The organism is Persicitalea sp. (genome assembly GCF_041751555.1).
Classification (GTDB): Bacteria; Bacteroidota; Bacteroidia; order Cytophagales; family Spirosomataceae; genus Persicitalea.
The window spans coordinates 1-4,154 of record NZ_JBGSXF010000522.1 but is presented as its reverse complement, the minus strand read 5'-3'; the positions used below and the strand labels follow the sequence as shown (position 1 = coordinate 4,154).

Annotated in this window: 5 protein-coding genes; 1 reads left to right on the top strand and 4 read right to left on the bottom strand. The window is 52.6% G+C overall.

Translation table 11 applies throughout. The features are described 5' to 3' along the window. On the bottom strand, nt 1-443 hold a 443-nt coding region (locus ACEW8P_RS18670), incomplete at its 3' end, for an ATP-binding cassette domain-containing protein (RefSeq protein ID WP_373514592.1). Between the two features lie 125 nt (nt 444-568). Here ACEW8P_RS18670 and ACEW8P_RS18665 point away from each other — a divergent pair. Continuing rightward, nucleotides 569-982, top strand: a complete 414-nt coding sequence (locus tag ACEW8P_RS18665) for a hypothetical protein (protein ID WP_373514591.1) — start codon at nt 569-571, stop codon at nt 980-982. A gap of 28 nt (nt 983-1,010) precedes the next feature. On the opposite strand, the gene ACEW8P_RS18660 is transcribed toward ACEW8P_RS18665, so the two are convergent. The 3 genes from ACEW8P_RS18660 to ACEW8P_RS18650 form a co-directional block, all read right to left on the bottom strand. Next, nucleotides 1,011-2,243 (bottom strand): GTP-binding protein, encoded by a 1,233-nt coding sequence (locus tag ACEW8P_RS18660; RefSeq protein ID WP_373514590.1) that lies wholly within the window; start codon nt 2,241-2,243, stop codon nt 1,011-1,013. A gap of 144 nt (nt 2,244-2,387) precedes the next feature. Next, nucleotides 2,388-3,293 (bottom strand): NAD(P)/FAD-dependent oxidoreductase, encoded by a 906-nt coding sequence (locus tag ACEW8P_RS18655; protein ID WP_373514589.1) that lies wholly within the window; start codon nt 3,291-3,293, stop codon nt 2,388-2,390. Between the two features lie 118 nt (nt 3,294-3,411). Then, a complete protein-coding gene (locus ACEW8P_RS18650) occupies nt 3,412-3,780 on the bottom strand; it encodes a MerC domain-containing protein (RefSeq protein ID WP_373514588.1) in 369 nt (122 codons plus the stop codon). Nucleotides 3,781-4,154: the final 374 nt, after the last annotated feature.

Genomic DNA, 4,154 nt, shown 5'->3' with positions numbered 1-4,154 from the left:
TTGGCCAGGGCGATGGCGATTCCCACTTTTTGGCGCATTCCCTTGGAATATCCGCCCAACCGCTCCCCGTGGGCGGCTTCTTGTAAGCCCGCCTTGGACAGATAGTTTGATAATTCCCCTTCGGAATACTTGAATCCGGCCAGGGAGGAGAAGAATTCCAGATTCTCGATGCCCGTCAGATTGGGGTAGAGCATCACCGTCTCGGGAATATAGGCCACGTATTTCTTGGTTTCCAGGGCATTCTCCGCTACGGACAGGCCGTTAATCATCGCCTCGCCCGCCGTGGGTTCGATGAATCCCAGGAACAGGTTGATCGTGGTGGTTTTACCCGCCCCGTTCTGCCCGAGCAGGGCGAATATTTCGCCGGGCTGAATGAGGAGGTTGAGTCGGTCGAGCGCGGTATTGGAGCCGTACGATTTGGTCAGGTTGGTCGCGAGGAGCATAGGATTTGGGATTTTGTGCAACTAAGTTGCAAGAGTAGTTAGTTATCTTGATATTTGCAATGATGATGCAAGTGTTTGAAGAATTTATCTTCCTAAAAATTTCTAGAATTGACCCCATTCCAAAAATGAATCAATTTTTTCTGGCTATTTTACTCCTATCGGGCATACTCAATAGTCAGGCTTGCTCTTCCGACGGAACAAATAGTACAATGCTGAACCAGGCAAACGAACTGCATCTGGAAGCGGTGGAACGACACATGAATGTCGAATTTGTTTTGGATTCCTTCCGCACCCGATCAGCTGGTCAGCCAAACTCCCGGCTCGACAGCCTGGCCATGGCATTGGCCGAGTGGGAAGGCCGACTTATCGAAGTACCTGGCTTTGAAGACCAGCACGATCATGCGGGTCACGGCCATGACCACCATCACGACTCAGCCCCCGAGTTGACGCCCGACCAGATGCTGGCCGTGCAGCAGGAATTCTTGCGGGAAATCAAGGCACTGGAGCAATCGCTGCGAAGGATTGATCCAGTGCATTGAATCAGGCAAACTGAATCTTTTCATAAAATCAACCCTGCTCCTCTCTTGAGGTGATTGGAAATGGATCATCGAAGTGGCCTTTCTGCTCCATCCGTCGGATTTCCTCCTCCGAACACAAACAGGCCTGCATTTCGGCCTGGATCACTGCTTCGTTTAGATCCTGGCCAATGATGACCAGTTCGTTCATCCGGTCGCCGAAACGCTTGTCCCAACGCGACTCGATGAGCGGCTGGTTTTCGATGAAGGAACCGTACCGCATCCGCTCCCGAAGGGGCATACTGGCCCACCATACGCCCGCACTCTCAGCGCGGAGCGAGCCGCCGGCCTGGCTCCAGCTGAGGGCTTCGTCGGGGCGGGCGGCAATCCAAAACAAGCCCTTGGACCGGATGATACCCGCGTGCCAGCCCTCGTCGAGGTAGTTCCAGAAACGCATCGGATGGAAGGGACGTTTGTCGCGAAAGACGAACGAGCCGATTCCGTACTCCTCGGTTTCGGGCGTATGGCCCTGGCCGTTGGCCTGGTTTTCGAGTTCCTGAATCCATCCGGCGCTCTGGGAAGCTTTTTCAAAATCGAACAGGCCCGTATTAAGCAGCCGCGACGGACTCACTTTCCCAAACGTGGATTCGATAATCTGGGCCCCAGGATTGAGGGAGCGGATAATGGCTTTCAACTCGCCCAGCTGGCGGGCGGGTACGAGATCGGTTTTGTTGAGCAGGATGATATCGGCAAACTCGATCTGGTCGGTAAGCAGGTTCACGATCGTGCGCACATCCTGCGCGTCGTCGTTCAGGCCACGGGTCTGGATCGTGTCCGCCGAACCGAAGTCCTTTGCAAAATTGAACGCATCCACGACCGTCACCATGCAGTCGATGGTGGCCCAGCGCGAGAGGTCGATGCCGTTGGCCTCGTCCACGAAGCTGAAGGTCTGGGCCACGGGTACGGGTTCGGAAATCCCCGTGCTTTCAATCAGCAGATAGTCAAACCGCTTCTCCTTCGCCAGCTTTTCGACCTCGATCATCAGGTCTTCGCGCAGGGTGCAGCAGATGCAGCCATTCGACATTTCGACCAGCCGTTCCTCAGTACGGGAGAGGGTATTTTCGCGCTCCACGAGCTGGGTGTCCACGTTAACCTCGCTCATGTCGTTGACGATGACGGCTACTTTCAGGCCCTCCTTGTTGTGCAGGATATGGTTGAGCAGGGTGGTTTTCCCGGCTCCCAGGTAGCCCGATAACACCGTAACGGGTAGTTTATATTGGTTCATTGGGAAATTGGTTTTTGTAATGGCAACTGTTGAAAACGGGATCGATGATTCGTTCGACGCTGGCTGGTCTCGAAGGGCCACCGGACTAAGCCCTGAGCTAGTGTAGATCTGGCTTTCCTGATGGCTCTGTTGCATCCGAGAACATCAGAAGGTCTGATTAATGAGTTCCATATTCACAGATCCCCCAGCCATAGAACCACTGTACACGGCATTTGCCACAGAGCGCATAAACGTGCTGTTGTCCCCACAGGCGAACAGTCCGGCTACCGACGTTTTTTGCCACACATCGGTTGCGATATATCCCTGCTCCGTAAGGTCGCAACCCAATTGGGCCGGAATGTCGCTATGCTGCACAAACGGCAGCCGGGCATAAAGGGCTTTTAGGTCAACGCTGGATCGGTTAGTGAATATCACGCGGTCAAGGTACCCCTTGCGTTGGTCGAGGTGGGCAACTGTACGTTCATCGATAGCAATCTGATGCTTTTGCAGGCTCTGGGTCTGCTCCGGCGAGAGGGTCGATGGGCCATTGGTAAATAGCGTTAGCGTCGGCGTCCAGTTCGAGATCAATTTGGCCGCCTCAAACCCAGTGTCGCCATTTGCCAGGATTCCGGTTGGCTGCTGCCGGAATTCGTAGCCGTGGCAATATGGGCAATGAATGACCGAGATACCCCAGCAGGCAGCAAAGCCGTCGATGGTGGGGAGTAGATCTTTGATCCCAGTTGCCGCAATCAGTTTTTGGGCCTGGTAAACCTGGCCGGATTTCGTGGTGACGACAAAGCCGGTATCGGTTTTTTGGGCGTACGTCGCCAGTTCGTGCCGGAGGGTAAGCGTTGGGTACCGGGCAAGCTGGGCTTTGGCCGTGGCTAGTATTTGCTGGGGTGTGCTACCATCCTGCGTGAAAAAATTATGTGAATGTGGAGTCTGCCCATTACAGGGCTGGCCGCTGTCGAGGATCAATACCCGGCGCAGGGCGCGGCCCAATGCCAAGCCTGCCGACAGCCCGGCGCTGCTGCCCCCCACGATAATGACATCAAAATCTGTGTTGTTCATGCACTGAATACATTTGCGAAAAGAACCACTGTAAAGGCTGTTTTAACCAGCAGGATTTGGTTGAGAGGATTGATTCTCCCAACTCAAAGAAAGGTTTCGTGGCACCGCAATGGAGAGCTTACTTCGTTTGACGGGTACGACAATTCTTACAATAGCGAATGTTGAAAAGGTGGCCCAGGATGAGTCCGGCACTTGCCACGTAGCCGATTATTTCCAGCCAAGCGTAGTCTTCCTCGAAAAGCACCGAGACAACGAGCAAGGTGAAACTGATCCAAATAAGCGATAGCCAGGGTGAACCCACACTGTGCTGGCTGGTTTCGAAGGCAGCATAAAAACTGACGAGCACGAAGAGGTAGGAAAGCCCAGGCCACCAACCGTAGGCGGCAGCCATTGAGATCAAAATGGGTGTGAGCAAACAGTGCGCCACACAAAGGGTGGCGCTACCAATGCCCACCAAATCAGAGCGGGATATTTGAATGGAGGCCATTGTCTTTCAGATTATTAGCTGCTAATATTAGTATTCATTTAACATTTGCTCCCTCTCGTTATCAATACAGCCAACCAGCACGGTCATCCCCGGCAGGCCCCACCCGATTTTTTGAAATGATTTTTTCATTTTGATTCGTCGTGATTAGTTATGTGCAACAATGCTGCAAATATACGCTCAAAATTATATTTGCAGCATTGTTGCATAAAATTTCTTCCTATTTATTACACCAATGAGCTTTTGGAGAGACCGGTTTGCAAAACAATTTAAGAATTGGTACGTTTGCAACTCTGTTGCACTTGTTGGGCGCTACAGCACGTGTCGAAAAAGAGTGAATTTTATCAACTTAAATTAAACACCAAATGATGAAGCAG

What these genes read in the sequence shown, in the direction of transcription:
- ACEW8P_RS18665 (WP_373514591.1), top strand. Translation starts at nt 569, where the DNA reads ATGAATCAATTTTTTCTGGCTATTTTACTCCTATCGGGCATACTCAAT.
- ACEW8P_RS18655 (WP_373514589.1), bottom strand. Translation starts at nt 3,293, where the DNA reads ATGAACAACACAGATTTTGATGTCATTATCGTGGGGGGCAGCAGCGCC.
- ACEW8P_RS18660 (WP_373514590.1), bottom strand. Translation starts at nt 2,243, where the DNA reads ATGAACCAATATAAACTACCCGTTACGGTGTTATCGGGCTACCTGGGA.
- ACEW8P_RS18650 (WP_373514588.1), bottom strand. Translation starts at nt 3,780, where the DNA reads ATGGCCTCCATTCAAATATCCCGCTCTGATTTGGTGGGCATTGGTAGC.